Below are 17,401 nucleotides of genomic sequence, written 5' to 3'. Positions count from 1 at the left end.
GGAAATTTGAACAACACTTATAAGTGATATTTTGCTCCCCAAATGATGTTATAAACATCAATATATGGAGTATTTTATGGCACGTAGACCAAGAAGAAATCATTCAAATGATTTTAAAGCTAAGGTAGCACTTGCTGCGATTAAAGCAGAAAAAACACTTGCTGAATTGAGTGCTGAATTTGATGTTCATCAAAACCAAATTATCGACTGGAAAAATCAACTGATTTCAGCTTCCTCGCAAGCTTTCGATCAATCAAAAGCTCCAACAGAACCACCCATCGATCTAAAAAAACTACATGCAAAAATCGGTGAGCAGGCATTAGAAATTGATTTTTTAGAAGGTGTGTTGAAGAAACTGGGCCGCTTCAACCACAAAAGTTAATCGATGACTCACTTCAGATTTCAGTATCTAAGCAAGCTCAGCTGCTGAAAGTCTCCCGTGGTTGTTATTACTATCGCCCAAAACCTGTGAGTGCATCAGATCTGAAGCTGATGCGGTGTATGGATGAGTTACATATGCAATACCCTTTTGCAGGTAGCCGTATGATGCGTGATTTGTTGAATCGTCAAGGACATCATATAGGACGACGTCATACACGTACTTTAATGAAGAAAATGGGCATTAATGCGTTATATTGCAAACCAAATTTAAGCCAGGCTAATCAAGCTCACCGCAAATATCCATATCTGCTCAAAGGATTGGCTATTCAGCGCAGTAATCAAGTGTGGTCTACGGATATAACGTATATCCCTATGGCAAAAGGCTTTGTTTATTTATGTGCTGTGATTGATTGGCATAGCCGCAAGGTACTTGCGCATAGAGTATCGATTAGTATGGAGGTTACATTTTGCATAGAAACATTAAATGAAGCTATTGAAAAATATGGTCGACCTGAAATATTTAATACAGACCAAGGCAGTCAGTTTACCAGTGATGCATTTATTGATGTATTGAAATCAAATGACATCCAAATCAGCATGGATGGTAAAGGTCGATGGGTTGATAATGTGATGGTTGAACGATTATGGCGGAGCGTTAAATATGAAGAGGTGTATCTCAAAGCCTACAGCAATGTTTTGGATGCGAAGAAGCAATTAAACGCATATTTTGAATTTTATAATTTGAAACGACCTCATTCGAGTCTGGACAAAATGACTCCAGATGAGTTTTACTATGACCAGCTACCACAACAAAATAAGGTAGCTTAACTAGAGCAGAGTATCACTTATAAATAAGCTTTTAGTTGTTCAAACATGTGGGACCACCTCTGTAACCCAGTGATTGATATGACTGAAAGCTGCACCATCAAAATCGAATCCTAAAGCTTCTTCTGGACATTCACTTGGTGTTTCTAACCAAATAAATGTAGGAGTTGAATCAATAAAAGTCTTGATTAGCCATGCAGAGGCTAGACGATCAATCCAAGGTCTCTTACGAGTTGCCCATATTTTGTTTTGATAACTATTTTTATCTAGAAGTTGAATATGTGCTTGTATTGCTTGAGGCTCATTCACTTCACCAAGTCGAGCTATTGAAAGCTCTAAAGCAGAAAGTTCATTTAGTACCTGTGCTTGAGTCTCATCGGGGTAATAGTCAATTTCTACGAGTGCATCGATACTTTTTCTTAATTTACGGATTTGCTTGAGCAGCTCTTTCTTTTCATCTTTAGATTGACGATCTCTTAACTCAGAGAGTTGTTTATAGAGGACATCGTATTCTTCTTTTCGACTGAAGAAAGGAGCTAATTCAAGGTTTAAAGGCTGCTCCGCATGGAATACATACGCAGAGCCTTGCTCTGAAATAACGTCACTTGCAATAGGATCAAATTTCTCGCTATGAGAAATGGGAAGTAAATACACACCATCTCTAAGGATTGCGGCTCCACTTGCTTTAAGAGAACGCCATACTCTCATACGTGTAGATGTGTTCTGTGTAGGCAAAGAGGATATGAGTAAAGATATTTTCATGTTGTATACTCAACTTATTTGTTAAATATATAACATTAATTTGGCTTGGATACAAATATGAAGAATCGATTTCTTATATCAAAAGAAATATTAAAGGGCGGAAATGGCTAAAGAAGAATTTTTTAAGTTTTTGATTTTATATAAATTATTTGGTTTTATTGTTTCAATATACATCAATATTTGTGAATTCAGTATTACTCATCACAAAAAAAATTGTTTTAGTTATAATTAAATTATTGATTGTAAAGTGTCTAAATTGTAGGGTGTTCAAAAGTTGACTGAGAATTAGGTTATTTGTAAATCTCAGTCAAAATTTTAATTTTTAGAAGGCGCTTATCGATTTAAGATAACATCAGCTAATTGATGGGCAATTTCCTCAATACTATTTACAGAAGTATTTAAGGCGACTTTATCGGCTAAATTCGGACTATAATCTAAAACGTCATTTTTAGTAATTTTGTGCCAAATCGGTAAAATCATTTTATGGCCATTCATTTCTCGAGCTACTAAGCCATCAAGTTCATAGTTGGTCCAGTCTTTCTTAATAAAGTCAGTTGAAAGAACAACGGTACCGTATTTAGAGTTTCGGAGACCACTATCAATTTTTTGACGTAAACTGTCCCCAACTTTTAACGTGAATTCATCGTACCAAACGTTTACTCCAAGTTGCTGTAATGTCTCTGCAAGCGGTCTGACAAAATCTTCTTTATCTTCTGAAGCGTGTGAAATAAACAAATCATATTCTGGTTCCGTCTCAGGTATTGTATTGTTGTAAGATGATATTGAAACATCAGTAATATATTGGGTAGAAGCTTTAATAGCATCAATTTCACGTTTCAGCTTCTTTTGATGTTCAATTTCGTCTTTCTGCTGTTTTTTAGTCAGGACCTCTAATTTTTTTCTTTCCAGTATTTCTTCTTTTATAAGGTTCTGCTTTTCTTTCAGCAGCTTATTATCAATATCAATCTTTTTCTTTTGTAAGTCTGAAAGTTTTGATTGTATACGAGCGTTTTCTTGTTCTTTCCTACTAATTTCTGATAACTTTGTTTTTAATGTAGAGGGGCTAGTTGTCTTCCCGATAGAATTTTGAATTTGTAAAATTTTAGAAATTATATCAGCTCCCTTTTTCTGCTCTAAGCTCATTCGATGAGTAATATCTGCTAACTCCTTATTTAACCTTGTTATGGTACTGCTTATAGTTTGTATTGACATGTTGGCTCTATGATAAATATAAAGGGTAAGATTATTATTTGGTTAGGCGAAATACAAGGTTTATGTGTTACATCACTCTGTAAGCGTAGAGCAGTGCTCTGCCCAATCTGCCATTAATTCTTTACGTTTATCTAGATAATCTCCACGCAAGTAAGAAGCTTCAACTTTATCTGGTAGTTTGTGCGCTAATACATGTTCACAGACTTCACGCGCATAATTAGTTTTTTCCGCAGACCAGTCACGAAAAGTAGACCGAAAGCCATGTGTGGTAATTATACGATTCTGTTTTGGATCAATATAGCCTAAGCCATTTTTTAGTTCTTGTTCATGCATACGCTTGATTAGTGTAGTCAATGGCATGTCGGAAAGCATTTCACCACTACGTGGGGCGGGGAATATAAAATCTTCTAATTGAATATATTCTCGAATGAACTCTTAATTGAGGTAAAATTACATGAACTGTCTTAGAATGGGTAGTTTAAGATGATTTGTAATTTACAATCATTAGCTTACTAAGCAAGAATAGTGTCAGGTGAATGAAATATAAACAAATGATTGGTTGAAATTTTATTGTAGTAAAAATAACAGTAAAAAACTAAAATTAAATTATTTTTTGTATGTTTATCAGTGGTTTGGTTGTTTAATTTGACTAACACCGCTTCCGCCAAATTCTAAAAGCCCCTGTTAAAAGCAGGGGCTTTTTTTTATTGCTGAAATCGATCGAGTTGAGTCAATATCTGGTCTTGGAATTGAGAAACTACCATATTTAATTTGTAGGGGATGGAAATATAAGGATATATAATTCTAATTTAATAAATATCCTTAAACATTTTTTAGAATTTGAATAAATTTAAAATAGAAAAATTTAATAGAGTAATGCTGTTTGTAAAAAATATATTTTAGTAAGTATATATCTATTATTTCCAAAGCCAATTTAAAGTTTTTGAGTTAAGATGGAAAAATAATGGGAGAATTAAATGTTTAGATCTGGAAAAACTGACTTGGAAAAGTTAATTTTATTAGTTAATCTCGGGATTTTACATTCTTTAAAAAATAATTATATAGATATAAATGAAGCTGAGTATTTTTTGTATACACCATATATGCTTAAACTTTTGAAAGAAAATAGCTACTCTATTGACTTAATTAATATAATTCATAGAGGGACTGAGCTAGAAGATTTAGATAGGTTTAATATAGATTTTAAAGGTGAAGTCGAAAAAATCTTTAAGGAATGTGAGGATATGATTAAGAATTTACCTGAAACCAGTTTTGAATCTGAAAAATGGTATGATCAAAATCTATTTGATAAGTATGATTGAGATATATTTAAGATATAAGAAAATATTACTGACACCTTAGATATGGCTGTACAGCAAGTGATGTGTTTAAGAAATGAGAACTTATCTGTTCTTCTTCAATCAGTGTTCTATACTGTTAAAGAAAAGTTTATGAGATGAATTGTCTTTCCTAAACATAAAATTAAAGTACAAATTAAACTGATATTTAGCTTAAATATTGATAACAAATCCTGAAAATTTCATATAAATCAATTAAGTATATAATTTGATCAAAATTCTTTTATTTATATAATATATTTTTTGTTTTCAGTGGGTTACTGAGAGCCTGTCTATATATCAAAATTGAACAAGTTATTTGTAGAATATTCATTTATTGATATATGATGAACCAATATTTAGAGACTGTTTCAAAACATAATTCTATTGTTCAGCGAGCAAGTTCACGGAAAGAATAATGCTGAATTCAGGCTTCTAAACCCTATATCTGGAAATTATTTCCAGCCAAATTTTGCATTTCGACCCAATGGTTGGGAATGCCTCACTCTTTTGTGGGTTAGGCGTTTCCTATTTTAGGATGTATCTATGAAAAAATTATTTAGTGTACTGTTCAGCGCATCTGTACTCACACTGACAGCATGTAATAAACAACCTGCACAAACTGAAAATACTGCACCAGCTAAAGACAAAGGTGAGTCAGTTCGAACAATTAAACTGGTTTCAACAGGTTCAGATACTGACGTATGGAAATACGTTGCAACGCTTCCTGAGACTAAAGAAGCTGGTATTAAACTCGAAGTGACTAACTTAACTGACTATGTTGTGCTCAATACATCTGTCGCAAATGGTGAGCAAGATGTAAATGCGTTCCAGTCATTCAACTATTTGGCAGCATACAATGCTTCAAATAAAGCTAAAGTTGCTGCTGTTGCAACAACTTACTTGGAACCAATGGGTATTTATGCAAATAAAATTAAAACTGTTGATGAGTTCCCACAAGGCGCTACCATTGCTATTCCAAATGATACTGCCAATGAAGCTCGTGCATTAACATTATTACAGTCTGCTAAACTGATTAAACTTAAACCGAACTTTGACCCTGTAAAAGGGACTACGAACGACATTGCTGAAAACCCTAAAAATTTACAATTAAAACCAATTCAAATGACTACAGCAGTTCGTGTTAAAAACGATGTAGATGCAATTGTACTTGGTAATACATTGGCACTTGAAGGTGGCCTCAATGTAATGAAAGATTCTATCTTCCGTGAGCCAATTGATCAGTCTACTAAACTTTATGTCAATTTATTGGGTGTAGCTGAAGCAAACAAAAATGACCCAATCTATACGAAACTTGGTGAACTTTACCACTTACCTAAAGTACAAAAATTCGTGAATGAAAAATTCGGTGGCACAAAAGTTGAAGTGAACAAACCTGTTTCTGAATTTGCAGACATCAAATAAGTAATTTTTTAATTAAAATTATTTTTCAAAGCTAAGCCACACTAATCGGGGCTTAGCTTTTTATTTATAATGTTGTACTTAAGCTAACTTATAATAAAATATTTATTAACTTCATTAGAAAATTAAGTAGGGAAGATATTTAAAGTTAGTTGTTGCGTTAGTAGTTATAGTCTGAGAAATTAAATTACTCATAGAGTATTTTTTTTAAATATATAACTTTTGGAATTGGTAATTGATAATAAGGTAAAAATATGGTGCAAAGCGATATTTTTGATGCAATTAAAAATATTGATGAAGTTCGAAAAATAGATGATCTTTATTTAGTTGTAGATGGAGAGTCCAATTCTGAAGACCCAGTCGAAAGTATAATATTTGAAATTAATAAAAAGTTTTGGGTTATTACAGTTAATCATAATTTTGATGAAATTGAATTAAAGGTCTTATCTTGCTTACCAAATAAGGCAATACAACAACGATATTCAGATAATTTATCAAGTCTAAAAGAATTAGAAATTGGAACAATGTTCGCTATCGTCAATGAAAGAGGATATACAGATGGGAGTAAGCTCATGCTTTACGACCATTCATTGAAAGAATCTAAGAGGAATCCATTTTTTGCTGTATTAACGATTGTTGCTTTGGCTTCTGGGTTGCAATATGAATTAAGAAAAACAGGAGTTGATACATATCTGATTTAGTTCATACATGTATCTATAAAAATTATTCAATATTAGATATATATGATAAGATATTTAATAAATATATCTGAGAATTAGGACAATCGAAAATTGTTTGAACTAAACTTATGTAAGTACATTTATGAAGAAGAAAAAAAAGAAATTATTGATGAAATTTATTTTGAAAAAATATGCGTTGATAATAATAAAGTTGTAGTAAGTAATTTTAATAATTTGCAACAGGTTGAAAAGTCTTTGGAGATTTTTAATAGTTATCTCGGAAAAAATAATTATTGCTATTGTTATATAATGATTGAATCTCGGCATAAGCTCACTACAGAATTAAAAGAAAATAATATAGCAAATCGTTTAATTCTTTCTGAAAACTTTACTTTTAATGGTGAAGAACTCTCTATTGAATTTGATCCAGATTTTGATCTTATAACAAAAAACAACTTAGAAGATTTTGAAAAATTTAAAAAGAAAGAAGAGCTATTGATTCGTCTTTCAAATGAAACTATAGGTAAAAAGAGATGGCTAAATTTTACAAAGCTAGAAAAAAAAATGCTGGTTAGATTTTGCTTATTTTAGAATGAACGAAAGAGGGGAACCTTTATCATTAAATATAACAGTTGATGGTAAATACCTACTGTGTGAAGAAGATGTGTATTGTTATTTTGGAGAGGAGGTTTATGGGGTATTAGGATACTTAGGTTATAACTTTAATGCATTTGCTGATGTACTGCGGGATTTGCCTTTAAAAGTTAAATGGATAAATTTTCAGTACTCTAAAGATAATTTTGAGTCGAAAGAAGATTTTTATCATTTAGATGATTTTATTGAAGTGTTAAAAAAATACTCGTCATTAGAAATTTCATATTAGTAACCCGTCAAAATTTAAAAATAAAGCAGAGATAGAGGAAAATATTATATGAGTTCTGAACTTACAGAAGAGTATATTTTTTATATTGAAATAAGTGAATTTAGTGAGTTTGATGATGATGTAACTATTTGGAGCGGATATCTTTCAGAAAATTGTGTAATCACTGATACTCAAGTTGTTTTTCATGGTTTTTTGGATGAGGGTGAAATAAATAAAGATAAAAAAAGTAAAAAGTATAAGTATGATATCTATGGCATTAATTTATTCTTCTTAAAAGAAAATAACGAATATTTCGGGGTTTTAGGTTCTAGTATTGAATCTTTTGAAGTGAAAGATAATAAATTGATATTAAATTTATGCGAAGAGGAGACTTATTTTGATGAGTTTAAATTTGATTTAATTAAGAAATATCGAAAAAATCAGCTTAGATTACAAGATTGGTGTAATTTAAACGAAGAAGAGAAAAAGAAGTGGATAGAAGTTTCGCATTGGGTTCAACAGTACAAGCCTCTAGACCTAGTAAGTTCAATAGTTATAGATGGTAGGAATATTAAGTCCTTTAATGATTTCTTATGCTGTATAGGTGAGGAAGTGAATGGATTGATGGGCTACTTTGGTTCTAGTTTTGGTGGTTTGTCGGATAGTCTCACTGGCGGCATTGGTTGTATAACTGTACCTTTGAACATTACTTGGAAGTATTTTGAAGAAACAAAGTATTCTTTTAATAACTATGATAACCCTGATGATTTTGAATACTTAATTGAACTTTTAAACGAAAAATCTACTTTAAATATTACGTAATGTTAAATAGAGGGTATTGTATATAATATGCATGCTAAAACATTAGATAATAGTTATTTGAATATTGAAAATATTTCAATAGAAAAGTTAAAAAAGCTTTTTAATGAAAATAACGCTCATAATTTAGATATATTTGAAGATGTTAATTCTCTAGTTTTTAAATTAGATAGTATCAGTCTAGCAACTGATCTATACGAAGTATTGGTCTATGTTTGTAAGATAGATATTTTATCAGTGCATAATTTAAAAATAGCATATTACAAGACCATTTTTAATATGGACTATAATATTATTGACGATTTTTTCGTTACTCTAATCGATTGATCTATAACTATATTCATCAAAATGACATCGATTAGTCATCTAAATGAAACTCTGTTGATTAAAAATAATCCAATTTATTGGGGTAGTTTCCAGACATGCAGAAAAAATCTTATAAAGTTCTAAGTTTAGTATTTCTTGTTGCGAGCATGATGGCTATTACTGCCTGCAATGATAGCCAAGATCAGCAATCTACAGTAGTTTCCCCAACACCTACAGATACCCGTGACCAGCGTTTTCTAACAGCAAAAACAAATGACGTAATTCAAGTTACGATTGCTGATTTGATCCCAACGCAGGGTGCAATTGGTTATGATCAAATTTATTATAAATTAGGGCGTTGGCAAGGTGATTTACAGCGCCCAACTTGGCAAGCAGATCCAGTCAATCAATTAGTTTATTTAAATAAAACCATTGGTAAGAAGTTTAGCGATTATTGTGAAGCGATTGGTGCAAAAGGTCGTGATGATTTTACAACTCTGCAAGACCTTCAAAAAGCCAATTTAAAACAATTGGAGACATTTAACTGTCAAGAACAGCCGGGCACTGAAACGGCTGATTTGAAAACAGTGGTTGTGGGTTATGATGGGCGCCTTTATTTGACTGATGGTCATCATACAATGACCGAATTCCGTGAGCTGCCTGATGGCGGTGGTCAACTTAAAGTATGGGTAAAAGTTGTTGGCAATTATAGCGATAGTAAAACTGCGGATGAGTTTTGGGCGAAAATGCTTGCCAATGGCCAAGCATGGTTAAGAGATGGGAAAAACCAACCGATTTCATATCAACAATTACCTAAAAACTTAGGCCTGAAATCTGCAACTAACCCTGACGGTATGCAAAATAATCCATATCGTTCACTGGTCTATTTCACACGTGATATTGGTTATAGCAAAGTTGCTAATGCAACGGACTATACTGAGTTTTTATGGGAAGATTGGTTTAACAAGCAAATCGCTAATAATCTGGTTCATCCTTTAAGTTTTTATCATACCGATGCGAGTGTGTATGGTGCTGCAGATGTATTGGCAACTACTGAAATAAAAAGTGACTTAACTGTATCGGGCAGTGCAACAGGCTATCAGGCAGCGGTTGCTGATTATTCCTTACTGATGGGAAGTACCAAACCGACTGATATTATTTATGGTACTTCAACTGCCGCAGATTTGGGCGCGTTACAGCTTATGAAAAATGCCGCTAAAGGTTCTGTTACGGCGACTTCAATTTCTAATCTTGCAGATTTGACCCGTGACGAAATTAAGAAAGATAAAACGCCTCGTACAGGTGGAAGTATTTGGTATGCGGTAAATTACAAGTTATGTGGAAAACCGGCTACAGGAACGTGCTGGGGTTGGTAATTCACGAATATTTAATAAGAAAGGGGTGAGTAAATTCACTCTTTTTTTGTATGGATAAAACATTAGCGTTTGATCAGAATAGAATTAATTATTTAAAAATAAAAAAACATAACTTGCTCTCACTTAAATCCTAAACACCTCACCTTACACATGCTATTAAGATTTTCACTATTTTTATAAACCTCAAATTAACAATAACTTGTTGATTATTTAGCCTTACTTTTTTAGTGATCTAATTTAAAGCAAATGTCATTTTGTGTGCTTGACGGCAAGAAACTTGGACACTATTCTTTGCTTGCTGGCCACATTGCCAGTCGGTTTTGACGAACCGCAATCACACGAGTATCAGAATTATTCCTTCTGAGGGATAGTTTTGTGCAGCTCCTCGTCTCCCTCTCGTAGCGGTAGGACGGGAGAGGGACACCTTCGGGTGTGCTGGCCTCGTGTGACCAGTTCGTCAACCCTCTTTCGTTCTGCCACCATAATTTTAATGTTTTGGCAGAACTCCCAATAAAAAGGAGTTGGCTTTGCACATCCATTATTTCTTGGCTCTCGATGCCAAAAGCTATAACGACACCACTTAAATCATCTTTAAATATTTTGTTGGCCTTTAGGGTTTTCAGGCTTTAAGTCATTACGGCTCAAAAATTTGTATCAACAATAAAACTTGAGATGTGCCAAGCACAGTCTTTATGGCTTTGCTGTGCCTTTTTTTCTCCCAAAAAGGGCGCAGGCTTTTTTCTCTTTTAGAAACAACAAGAATTTATAACGGTAAAACTATGTCAAATGATTTAGAAATCTCTTCCAAAAAATTACACATTATTCGAACAGCTATTGGTCTATTTACAACCTACGGGTTTCATACAGCAGGTGTAGATCTGATTGCCAAACAGTGCGAAGTACCCAAGGCGACGTTGTATAACTATTTTCGCTCAAAAGAAGGTCTGATTGAAATGTGCATTGCTTTTCAAAAAAGCCTGCTTAAAGAAGAGGTGCTCGCCATTATTTACTCCAGCCATTACCGCACACCAACTGATAAGCTTAAAGAAATTGTAGTTTTACATGTCAATTACAGCAGTCTGTATCACTTATTCCTTAAAGCTTTTTTTGAAATTAAAGTGACTTATCCTCAAGCTTACCGTATGGCAATTGAGTATAGAAAATGGCTGACTAGAGAACTTTTTGATTTGGTATTTTCTCTAGAAACTCGTGATTTAAGACCAAGTGCTGACATGGTTTTAAACTTAATAGATGGCTTAATGTTTGAGTTTTTAAGTACAAATAATTTGGACGAAAGAGATAAGGTTGTGGAGCGGTTTTTTATGTCGGTGGTATAGAGAAAAATTATGACCCATCACTCAGTATATGGCCTTGGGGATATCTATTATGTTTTATTTTAATTCTATTTCATACAGCGTTATTACTATTTACTTAAGTTTTAGCATTATATTTTTTTTATATAAAATCTTTGACAGACTAAGGTTGAAATTGATGTTAATACAAACAAGATAGACAAATCTGTCTATTTTTTATAAGATATAGTCGATTGTAACTCAAATTTATAAAATAAGTGATGTTTAATAATACTTTTCAGATCTTAGAGAGTGTTGGTTTTCTCTCACAACATCGTTCGGTGTATCTTCAATTTTCAGATGCATCCCTGAATAGTCAGGTTTTTTTACAACGTATAGATGGGCAACATTATCTTAATCAGGGCATGACAGCTGAGTTGATTTGTTTATCAACCAATGCTCACATTCCACTTAAGACATTTATTGGGGTGCAGGTTGCTGTTGACCAAATAACAGATCGAGGAAGTTTTTTCCGTACTACGGGTATGAGCTTGGAAATTTAATTAAAACAATTCGGCCTGATGGTCAAACATTGAATCATCTTGTTTATGGTTCAGGGCATATTTATGCAATTGGTTTAAATAATCAAGAAGTTGCTTCATTTCAGCGTAATGATTTGCATAGAGAAACAACACGATTACTAGCAAATGGGCTTATTCAAACTAAACAATATAATGATGTGGGATTACTGAGTTCACAGTTCATTCAACCTGAGCAAGAAACTCAAGACTATTTACAATATCAAGCACATAGACGCTATCAATACGATCAAAACTATTTGCTTGGTCAAGTTGAAGATAGCCGTTTGGGTAAGCTCAATTATCAATATGACCCAATTGGGCGCTTAATCACAGCTCAAAGTTTACATAAAACAGAAAGTTTTAATTTTGACCCAGCTGGTAACTTAATTGATTCTGACTCGGTATTAAGTCCAGCACAAATTAAAAATAACCTTATTAAAAGTTATAAAGGTAAACACTACCAATACGATGCACAAGGTAATGTGACAGAGATTATTCAGGCTGGTAAAAACCTTAAGCTGACTTGGGACAACCAAAACAGACTTATTCGTAGTATTAATAATGGTCTAGTTACAGAATATGGTTATGATGTCTTTGGTCGTCGACTCTACAAAAAAACATCTAATGAATTAACCTTATTTGGTTGGGATGGCGATTTAATGATATGGGAGTCTGTCCAATCGGCACAGACTAGTTATACAAAGCACTATACTTATGAACCTGATAGCTTTGTTCCACTATTACAAACAGGTTATAAGGATTTCATTCAACTGATAGAAACTCCTGATTATCAGGAATATCAAACAAAACCTTATTCTATTTATAAAGACCCAGTATGGAATAGTAATACTCGCAAAAAGCGTACTGATGTAGAGCAGATTACATTTTACCATTGTGATCAGGTCGGAACACCTCAAACCATGACCAATACCCGCGGTGAATGTGTATGGGAAATTATCCAAGACACATGGGGAACGGCATTAGAAATTAAAGCAGTAAATCAAGATAATCCATTTGAACAAAATAATTTACGCTTTCAAGGGCAATATTACGACCATGAAACAGAGCTGCACTATAACCGTTATCGTTATTATGAACCTCATAGTGCAAGATATATGAGTAAAGATCCGATTGGGCTAGAGGGAGGTATGAATAGCTCTAGTTATGTAAGTAATCCAACTCAGTGGGTTGATCCGTATGGACTATCTCCTGATATTTCAATTCCTGGTATGAAAGGAGATCCAAGATTGAAAGATAGATCAACATTAGTTCAGGCAACCGATAGAGCATTGAATGGAACAAGTGCTAATATTAGTGGTGCACTAGGATTGGGTATAACTCATAGCACTACTTATGCAGGAGGTGGGCGGGCTGTGCATTCTACTGGACGAACGTTAGGTTTTGGTGTTTCGGCTAGTACTACGCGAGATATACTTAATATAGGTAATAAACCCGATGGTAGATATATAGAAGCTTGCGGAGGTGTCGGTGCTAATTGGTTTGGACAAATTTGTGGTGGGTACTCTTGGTCTGGAAAATCATTTTATGCGGTCATAAAAGGTGGAAGTGGAGCAGGAGCTGGTTTAGGGATTACGGATGGATGGCAAAATACATCAGATTATATACCTGAACAACCAGTCTACAGTATTCCACCGGAAAAGATGCCAGTAATTCCGGCTCAACCATTTAATTTTCCAAGGTTCTAATTATATGGAAATACTATTTTATTTAAGATGGATTGCGGTTTTTTTATTCGTATCTAATTTTATTCTAATGATATATTTCTTATATAGGTATTATATTAGTAATAAAATGGCAACTGATATCTGGAATTTTTTTTCAAAGAATAATAGTTTTAACAAAGTAATGAGCGATATTGTTTTTAAGAAAAAAAATAATTATCAAAAAATTACTAAGCTAATAAGATTAACATATTGGCTGGTAGGTTTGTTTCTTTGTTTAAGTATATGGAGTGTCGGTTATTATGAAGCTAATTTTATGTAGTTTTTTATTTTTTTTATCTTTGATTAAATCTACTTTTGCTTGTGAAAAAATTGAATATTCTAATCAAATTAAAAACTCTAATTTTGATCTCAATATTTTAAGTTTACAAGGAAATCTAAAAAAGATTGATAAGGTAATAAATGGCTTACCTGATGGATTTTATAAAGAGTATATTTTAGGTGTGAGTTTTTTAGATGGGAAAACAAAGTTGGTTGATTTAAAAGAAGCTGAAAAACATTTGATAAATTCTGCTAAGTATTGTTTCTCACCAGCACATTATTCTCTAGGATATTTATACTATTTAGAAAATAAATTAGAAGATTCTAAGAAATGGCTTCTTTCAGCAAAGAAACTCGGTGATAGTTTAGCAGCATATCAGTTAGGTTTGATTTATATAAAAGAACATAACCCTGAGAAGATGTTAGAGAGTTTAGATTTTGCTGAAAAAACAGATTTTACTCCTGCTATAACAGAGTTGGGAGTACAGTATTATGATGGTAAAATTATAAATAAAGACTTAACAAAAGCATTTAAATATTTTGAAAAAGCGGCCTTAAGAAATGATCCTTTAGCTCAAAATAATGTAGGCTGGATGTATGAAAATGGGGAAGGGGGAGTTAAGGTAAATAAAGAAAAAGCATTGTATTGGTATAGAAAAGCTTATGATAACGGATTTTCTGGAGCATATGAGAATTATAGTAGGCTTTCAGGTGAAAAATAAGTATTTAAGAGGTGTTTTTTTGTTTTAAAAAACTAAATTATTGAAGATAATTTTTAAGAGGATATGTAAGTTTTCCTTTTATATTTATAGAAGGTAATAATTATATTTTGGTATTTTTTTTGGTTTTAAGCTTTATGTTTTTAATTTAAAAATAAAGCTGCTGAGAGTATTTTAAAATTAGTGTAAATATGAAATTAAATAAATTGAGTTTTGGAATTGTTACTATCTTACTACTAGTCGGATGTAGTAGTAATGTTTATGAACCACCTTCAGATAAGTATGCATTTGAAAATAAAATGAAAGAATTACTCGGTAATCAAATAGAAATTATAAATTCATTGAAAAAGGCTGAGGTACAAATTTCATATTTTGAATTACCTAAGAATAATAATAAAATTGAAAGTATAGTAAGTTTATTAGAAAAAGATGGATGGGTATTGAAAGGAAAAGGGCAGGGCGTTGATACTTATTGCTTAGGGAGAAATAATAGAATTAATGTTGTTATACCAACTTCTGGTGGACTTTATGATTTTAAAGGTGGGAAATTAAAACGAACAGATTACTCTGTGAATGCTGTTTTATATTCCTATGATAAATGGGGAGATGATATGTGTGAATGATTTGTGGAAATTTATATTTATATTTTTTTCATTAATACAAATGGGTTGTTCTAATCAAATATATGAACAACCTTCAGATAAGTATCCATTTGAAGTAAAAATGAAAGCTTTATTAGGGGATAATCTTAAAATTGTGAACTCATTGAGTAAAGCAGAAGTTCAGATTTCTTCTTTTGATTTACCAACAAATACTAATCAGATAGATGAAGTAGTTAGTCAGTTAAAAAAGGATGACTGGGTATTAAAAGGACATGGTCAAGGAGTAGATACTTACTGTTTAGGTTTACATAATAAAATAAATATTGTTGTTCCTATATCAAATAATGTTTATGACTATAAAGGAAGAGAATTAAATATAACGGACCATAGTATGAATGGTGTGTCTTACATGTATGATAAATGGGGAATAGATATGTGTGAATAAATTCCTAATGAAAAAAATATTTTCAGTGCTAGTTCTGCTTTTTTTAATATTGCAAGTTGGTGGTTATAAACGAACTCATAAAGAAGATGCTGACAAATATATGTTCTTTATTAAAATGAAACAAGTAGTAGGTAATGATGTAAAAATTGTTAATTCGTTAAACCGTGCGGAGGCTCAATTAGCTTATTTGGAATTGCCATTAAATTCAGATAAGACATCTAAAATTGTTGAATTATTGAAAAAAGATGGTTGGACATATAAAGGAGCTGGAATAGGTTCTGAATCCTATTGTCTAGGCGTAAATAATAGTATCAATATTGTTAGACCTACTTATAAAACTGTTACTACGTTTAAGGGTGGCGATTTATATGTGACTGATTATAATAAAGATATAGTCTCTTATAGTTATAATAAATCGGGTTTGGATATATGTAAATGATTTATATGAGAAATTTATTAAAATTAATATTTTCATTTTCTTTGTTAATACAAATAGGTTGTTCTAATGGAGTACATGAGCAAGCTTCTAATAAATATCCATTTGAAGAAAAAATGAAAGCACTCTTAGGCGATAATCTTAAAATTGTAAACTCATTGCATAAAGCAGAAGTTCAAATTTCTTCTTTTAGATTTGAAAAAGATCACAATAAATTGAAAAAAGTAATTAATCAATTAAAAAAAGATGGTTGGATATTAAAGGGACATGGACAAGGGGTAGACACATATTGTTTAGGGACTAATAATAGTATTAATATTGTTAGCCCCACTGCAATTGGTGTTTATGACTATCAAGGCGGAAAACTAAATATTACAGATTACAATTTTGATGAGATATCTTATAGCTATAATAAATGGGGGTGAGGATTTGTGTGAGTAATTTATTCAGATATATAGCATTATTTTTCTTGTTTTTACAGGTGGGTTGTTCTAATGGAGTTTATGAACAGCCTGCGTATAAATATCCATTTGAAGTGAAGATGAAAGCATTATTAGGCGATAATATTGAAATTGTGAACTCATTGAGTAAAGCAGAAGTTCAAATTTCTTCTTTTAGATTTGAAAAAGATCCTAATAAATTGAAAAAAGTAATCAATCAATTAGAAAAAGATGGTTGGATATTAAAGGGCCATGGACAAGGGGTAGACACATATTGTTTAGGGATTAATAATAGTATTAATATTGTTAGCCCCACTACAATTGGTGTTTATGACTATCAAGGCGGAAAACTAAATATAACAGATTACAATTTTGATGCGATATCTTATAGCTATAATAAATGGGGTGAGGATTTATGTGAGTAATTTATTCAGATATATAGCATTATTTTTCTTTTTTTTACAGGTGGGTTGTTCTAAAGGAGTGTATGAACAGCCTGTGGATAAATACCCATTTGAAGTGAAAATGAAAGCATTATTAGGCGATAATATTGAAATTATAGATTCTATAAATAAATATGAAGCACAAGTTTCTTATTTTGAATTTACTAAAGACTCTAGGAAATTAGATAAAATAGTCAGGTATTTAGATAAAGATGGATGGGTGTTAAAAGGGCAAGGGCAGGGAGTTGATACATATTGTTTAGGTCCAAATAACAAAATTAATATAGTCAACCTAACCTTTGGCAAGATTCAAGATTATAAAGGCAGGGAGTTGAAAATAACTAATTATGATGTTAATACGGTTTTGTATCGATACTATAAGTGGGGAGATGATTTGTGTGAATAATTTCTTGGTTAAATAACTAGCTGGAAAAACAGTTTTGTTGCTATTGATTTTG

At 32.2% G+C, this 17,401-nt stretch carries 17 protein-coding genes and 5 pseudogenes; 19 read left to right on the top strand and 3 right to left on the bottom strand.

Annotated features, from left to right (window positions below):
* The first annotated feature begins 64 nt into the window (after positions 1-64).
* A protein-coding gene (locus tag J678_RS23265) for an IS3 family transposase (protein WP_085944219.1) occupies positions 65-1,209 on the top strand; the annotation gives its coding sequence in 2 pieces (ribosomal slippage) (positions 65-329 and positions 329-1,209; 1,146 coding nt in all).
* Between the two features lie 45 nt (positions 1,210-1,254).
* Here J678_RS23265 and J678_RS17505 read toward each other — a convergent pair.
* The 3 genes and pseudogenes from J678_RS17505 to J678_RS17495 form a co-directional block, all read right to left on the bottom strand.
* Positions 1,255-1,968 (bottom strand): annotated as a pseudogene (locus tag J678_RS17505) (chromate resistance protein ChrB domain-containing protein); the annotation flags it as partial.
* A 333-nt stretch (positions 1,969-2,301) separates the two neighbouring features.
* Positions 2,302-3,180 (bottom strand): TIR domain-containing protein, encoded by an 879-nt coding sequence (locus J678_RS17500; protein WP_000027438.1) that lies wholly within the window; start codon positions 3,178-3,180, stop codon positions 2,302-2,304.
* A gap of 72 nt (positions 3,181-3,252) precedes the next feature.
* Positions 3,253-3,609: pseudogene (locus J678_RS17495) on the bottom strand (tyrosine-type recombinase/integrase); the annotation flags it as partial.
* Positions 3,610-4,157: 548 nt separating this feature from the next.
* On the opposite strand from J678_RS17495, the gene J678_RS17490 reads away from it, so the two are divergent.
* The 18 genes and pseudogenes from J678_RS17490 to J678_RS0104395 all read left to right on the top strand — a co-directional run bounded on the left by J678_RS17490 (position 4,158) and on the right by J678_RS0104395 (position 17,349).
* Entirely contained in the window at positions 4,158-4,502 is a 345-nt protein-coding gene (locus J678_RS17490; RefSeq protein ID WP_017393613.1) for a DUF3969 family protein, read from the top strand.
* Between the two features lie 561 nt (positions 4,503-5,063).
* Positions 5,064-5,942, top strand: coding sequence for a MetQ/NlpA family ABC transporter substrate-binding protein (locus J678_RS17485; protein WP_017393614.1), 879 nt, complete (start codon positions 5,064-5,066; stop codon positions 5,940-5,942).
* Positions 5,943-6,193: 251 nt separating this feature from the next.
* Positions 6,194-6,640 (top strand): DUF6334 family protein, encoded by a 447-nt coding sequence (locus tag J678_RS17480; protein ID WP_017393615.1) that lies wholly within the window; start codon positions 6,194-6,196, stop codon positions 6,638-6,640.
* Between the two features lie 90 nt (positions 6,641-6,730).
* On the top strand, positions 6,731-7,210 hold the full coding sequence (locus tag J678_RS23905) for a hypothetical protein (protein ID WP_017393616.1): 480 nt from the start codon (positions 6,731-6,733) through the stop codon (positions 7,208-7,210).
* A 1-nt stretch (position 7,211) separates the two neighbouring features.
* A complete protein-coding gene (locus J678_RS23900; protein ID WP_017393617.1) occupies positions 7,212-7,502 on the top strand; it encodes a barstar family protein in 291 nt (96 codons plus the stop codon).
* 48 nt (positions 7,503-7,550) lie between these two features.
* Entirely contained in the window at positions 7,551-8,303 is a 753-nt protein-coding gene (locus J678_RS17475) for a barstar family protein (protein WP_017393618.1), read from the top strand.
* A 27-nt stretch (positions 8,304-8,330) separates the two neighbouring features.
* Positions 8,331-8,627, top strand: a complete 297-nt coding sequence (locus tag J678_RS0104425; RefSeq protein ID WP_004888124.1) for a hypothetical protein — start codon at positions 8,331-8,333, stop codon at positions 8,625-8,627.
* Positions 8,628-8,722: 95 nt separating this feature from the next.
* A complete protein-coding gene (locus J678_RS17470) occupies positions 8,723-9,982 on the top strand; it encodes a ParB/Srx family N-terminal domain-containing protein (RefSeq protein ID WP_017393619.1) in 1,260 nt (419 codons plus the stop codon).
* Between the two features lie 779 nt (positions 9,983-10,761).
* Positions 10,762-11,319, top strand: coding sequence for a TetR/AcrR family transcriptional regulator (locus J678_RS17465; RefSeq protein ID WP_017393620.1), 558 nt, complete (start codon positions 10,762-10,764; stop codon positions 11,317-11,319).
* A 236-nt stretch (positions 11,320-11,555) separates the two neighbouring features.
* Positions 11,556-11,822, top strand: a pseudogene (locus J678_RS0104420) (hypothetical protein); the annotation flags it as partial.
* Positions 11,810-13,561 (top strand): annotated as a pseudogene (locus tag J678_RS17460) (RHS repeat-associated core domain-containing protein); the annotation flags it as partial. The pseudogenes J678_RS0104420 and J678_RS17460, both read left to right, overlap by 13 nt.
* A 278-nt stretch (positions 13,562-13,839) precedes the next feature.
* Positions 13,840-14,580, top strand: coding sequence for a tetratricopeptide repeat protein (locus tag J678_RS17455; RefSeq protein WP_017393624.1), 741 nt, complete (start codon positions 13,840-13,842; stop codon positions 14,578-14,580).
* Positions 14,581-14,768: 188 nt separating this feature from the next.
* Positions 14,769-15,200 carry a hypothetical protein gene (locus tag J678_RS0104410; protein ID WP_017393625.1) on the top strand — a complete coding sequence of 144 codons (432 nt, stop codon included), beginning with the start codon at positions 14,769-14,771 and terminating at the stop codon, positions 15,198-15,200.
* Positions 15,184-15,624 (top strand): hypothetical protein, encoded by a 441-nt coding sequence (locus J678_RS0104405; RefSeq protein WP_017393626.1) that lies wholly within the window; start codon positions 15,184-15,186, stop codon positions 15,622-15,624. Before J678_RS0104410 ends, J678_RS0104405 begins: the two co-directional genes overlap by 17 nt.
* On the top strand, positions 15,617-16,063 hold the full coding sequence (locus J678_RS17450) for a hypothetical protein (RefSeq protein ID WP_017393627.1): 447 nt from the start codon (positions 15,617-15,619) through the stop codon (positions 16,061-16,063). Before J678_RS0104405 ends, J678_RS17450 begins: the two co-directional genes overlap by 8 nt.
* A pseudogene (locus J678_RS17445) lies at positions 16,060-16,501 on the top strand (hypothetical protein). Before J678_RS17450 ends, J678_RS17445 begins: the two are co-directional and overlap by 4 nt.
* Positions 16,494-16,925 carry a hypothetical protein gene (locus J678_RS0104400; protein WP_031956049.1) on the top strand — a complete coding sequence of 144 codons (432 nt, stop codon included), beginning with the start codon at positions 16,494-16,496 and terminating at the stop codon, positions 16,923-16,925. Before J678_RS17445 ends, J678_RS0104400 begins: the two are co-directional and overlap by 8 nt.
* Complete coding sequence (locus J678_RS0104395; RefSeq protein WP_016805890.1) at positions 16,918-17,349, top strand: hypothetical protein; 432 nt, start codon at positions 16,918-16,920, stop codon at positions 17,347-17,349. Before J678_RS0104400 ends, J678_RS0104395 begins: the two co-directional genes overlap by 8 nt.
* Positions 17,350-17,401 lie beyond the last annotated feature (52 nt).

Source organism: Acinetobacter sp. 1424608, assembly GCF_000588255.1.
In the GTDB taxonomy this organism is placed as follows: Bacteria; Pseudomonadota; Gammaproteobacteria; order Pseudomonadales; family Moraxellaceae; genus Acinetobacter; species Acinetobacter nosocomialis.
Note: the sequence above shows the minus strand (reverse complement) of the source record. Positions and strands in the feature narration are given on the sequence as shown.

What these genes read in the sequence shown, in the direction of transcription:
- J678_RS17490 (WP_017393613.1), top strand. Translation starts at nt 4,158, where the DNA reads ATGTTTAGATCTGGAAAAACTGACTTGGAAAAGTTAATTTTATTAGTT.
- J678_RS0104425 (WP_004888124.1), top strand. Translation starts at nt 8,331, where the DNA reads ATGCATGCTAAAACATTAGATAATAGTTATTTGAATATTGAAAATATT.
- J678_RS17455 (WP_017393624.1), top strand. Translation starts at nt 13,840, where the DNA reads ATGAAGCTAATTTTATGTAGTTTTTTATTTTTTTTATCTTTGATTAAA.
- J678_RS0104410 (WP_017393625.1), top strand. Translation starts at nt 14,769, where the DNA reads ATGAAATTAAATAAATTGAGTTTTGGAATTGTTACTATCTTACTACTA.
- J678_RS17500 (WP_000027438.1), bottom strand. Translation starts at nt 3,180, where the DNA reads ATGTCAATACAAACTATAAGCAGTACCATAACAAGGTTAAATAAGGAG.
- J678_RS23900 (WP_017393617.1), top strand. Translation starts at nt 7,212, where the DNA reads ATGAACGAAAGAGGGGAACCTTTATCATTAAATATAACAGTTGATGGT.
- J678_RS0104405 (WP_017393626.1), top strand. Translation starts at nt 15,184, where the DNA reads ATGATATGTGTGAATGATTTGTGGAAATTTATATTTATATTTTTTTCA.
- J678_RS17485 (WP_017393614.1), top strand. Translation starts at nt 5,064, where the DNA reads ATGAAAAAATTATTTAGTGTACTGTTCAGCGCATCTGTACTCACACTG.
- J678_RS17475 (WP_017393618.1), top strand. Translation starts at nt 7,551, where the DNA reads ATGAGTTCTGAACTTACAGAAGAGTATATTTTTTATATTGAAATAAGT.
- J678_RS17480 (WP_017393615.1), top strand. Translation starts at nt 6,194, where the DNA reads ATGGTGCAAAGCGATATTTTTGATGCAATTAAAAATATTGATGAAGTT.
- J678_RS17465 (WP_017393620.1), top strand. Translation starts at nt 10,762, where the DNA reads ATGTCAAATGATTTAGAAATCTCTTCCAAAAAATTACACATTATTCGA.
- J678_RS17470 (WP_017393619.1), top strand. Translation starts at nt 8,723, where the DNA reads ATGCAGAAAAAATCTTATAAAGTTCTAAGTTTAGTATTTCTTGTTGCG.